This window comes from Mameliella sp. AT18 (assembly GCF_028807275.1).
GTDB classification, from domain to species: Bacteria; Pseudomonadota; Alphaproteobacteria; order Rhodobacterales; family Rhodobacteraceae; genus Antarctobacter; species Antarctobacter albus.
The window spans coordinates 1-1,987 of the sequence record NZ_JARAMO010000133.1 but is presented as its reverse complement, the minus strand read 5'-3'; the positions used below and the strand labels follow the sequence as shown (position 1 = coordinate 1,987).

At 64.1% G+C, this 1,987-nt stretch carries 2 protein-coding genes; one reads left to right on the top strand and one right to left on the bottom strand.

Going from position 1 to position 1,987, the window contains the following annotated elements:
- Positions 1-282 precede the first annotated feature (282 nt).
- A complete protein-coding gene (locus tag PVW46_RS13785; protein ID WP_043137743.1) occupies positions 283-501 on the bottom strand; it encodes a DUF1127 domain-containing protein in 219 nt (72 codons plus the stop codon).
- Positions 502-725: 224 nt separating this feature from the next.
- Between PVW46_RS13785 and PVW46_RS13780 the strand changes: the two genes are divergently transcribed.
- Complete coding sequence (locus PVW46_RS13780) at positions 726-1,790, top strand: Mrp/NBP35 family ATP-binding protein (RefSeq protein ID WP_069210417.1); 1,065 nt, start codon at positions 726-728, stop codon at positions 1,788-1,790.
- Positions 1,791-1,987 lie beyond the last annotated feature (197 nt).

Sequence of the window (1,987 nt, the reverse complement as noted above, 5' to 3'; positions counted from 1 at the left end):
GTGCCAGGGAGGAGGAGAGGCACCGCCGCATATGCGAGATCCCAGGGAGGAGGAGAGGGATCCGACATCACGTTCGGGTCATGCGACCCTTGAATTTCGTGCGGCGACACCAGGGAGGAGGAGAGGTGTCGCCGCTCTGTCTGCGGGCCGAATGGGAGGAGGGCCCGCATATGGTGTTGGGGTCATGCCCCGAAACTTTTGGGTGCCGGCTCCAAAGGGAGGAGAGTGGAGCCGGCACCAGAACAGGAGGGACTGGGAGGAGGAGCGTCCCGCCTGAAAGGCTTAGTTCTCGTTGGCGGCCTGCCACGCGATGCGAGAGATTTCGCTGCGGGCCAGACCCAGATCGGCCAGGTCGCGGTTGCTCAGCGAGGCCAGCTCTGCGTAGGTCTGTTTAAAGACCCGGCGGCGGGCGCGGCGTGCCTGAAAGGTTGCGACCAGCCCGGAAATGCGGGCGCCCAAACCGCTTTGGGCATTGGTGATGTTCGCCGTTGCATGTGCCATTATTTCCGTGCCTCAGTGTCTGTGCGTTGCCTTGGTTGCGACAAAGATGGGGCAAATGCTGCGACTGCACAATGGCCACGGCGTCATTTCTGCTATGCAGAAAGTGCATATGAAAACTGTTCAATTCTTGGCAGTTAAGGTTGATTGCTGTGCAGCTGCATGATCTGAGGTTGCGCTAACGCAAGGGAAGCGCCACTGAAAATGGCAAAACCACGGGGTAAGACATGTCGGAAATGAAGGACGCGGTCGAGGCGGCGCTGGAGCGGGTTGATCTGCCGGATGGGGGAAACCTGATTTCCAGAGACATGATTCGAGCGTTGCGCGTCGAAAACGGCGTGGTGCGTTTTGTCATCGAGGCGCCGAGCGCGGAACTGGCACGGCAGATGGAGCCGCTGCGCGCCATTGCGCAGAAGGCGACCGAAGCGGTGCCCGGGGTGACCTCGGCCAGCGTGGTGCTGAGCGCGCCGACCGAATCCAAGGCGCCGCCACAGCTGAAGATGGGCGGCCATCCGAAACCGCAGGACAGCGTGATGAAACCGGCAGGGGTCAAGACGATCCTGGCCGTCGGCTCGGGCAAGGGCGGCGTGGGCAAGTCCACCGTCTCGGCCAACCTGGCCGTGGCGCTGGCGCGCGCGGGCAAGCGCGTGGGCCTTCTGGATGCGGATATTCACGGGCCCAGCCAGCCGCGCATGTTCGGCCTGACGGACAAGCCGGCCAGCCCGGACGGCAAGACGATCATTCCGCTCAAGGCGCATGGGGTTACCGTCATGTCCATCGGGTCGATGCTGGCAGAGGGCAAGGCGGTGGTCTGGCGTGGCCCGATGTTGATGGGCGCACTTCAGCAGATGTTGATGCAGGTGGACTGGGGCACGCAGGATGTGCTGATTGTCGACCTGCCTCCGGGCACGGGCGACGTGCAGCTGTCGCTGTGCCAGAAATCCGAGGTGGCGGGCGCCATCGTGGTGTCGACGCCGCAGGACGTGGCGCTGCTGGATGCGCGCAAGGCACTGGATGCCTTTGCCACGCTGAAAACGCCGGTGCTGGGGCTGATCGAGAACATGGCCGTGTTCACCTGTCCGCATTGTGGCAAGGACAGCCATATCTTCGGTCATGGCGGCGTGGTGGCCGAGGCGGAAAAGATCGGCGTGCCGCTGCTGGCGCAACTGCCGATCGACCTGGACACGCGGCTGGGCGGCGACGGAGGCACCCCGGTGGCGATGGGCGACGGGCCGATTTCCCAGGCCTATGCGCAACTTGCCGAGCGTCTGATCCAGGGGGGGATCGTCTGATCCCCGCCGGGCGCGCCTGCGGCAGATGTCGCGGGCGCGCCTGCGGCGCGTGTTGGGGTATTTTTGCCAAGAAGAAGCCGGGACGCGGTTCGCGATGGGCAACCGGTTTTCAAGATTGGCCAGGGCGCGGCACATGCGAGGCCGGGGACCGAGCGGGTCGGGGCCGGTTTGTACAAAACGTACAAAACGTACGCGGA

Coding starts and splice junctions, on each gene's coding strand:
- PVW46_RS13780 (WP_069210417.1), top strand. CDS start 726: ATGTCGGAAATGAAGGACGCGGTCGAGGCGGCGCTGGAGCGGGTTGAT.
- PVW46_RS13785 (WP_043137743.1), bottom strand. CDS start 501: ATGGCACATGCAACGGCGAACATCACCAATGCCCAAAGCGGTTTGGGC.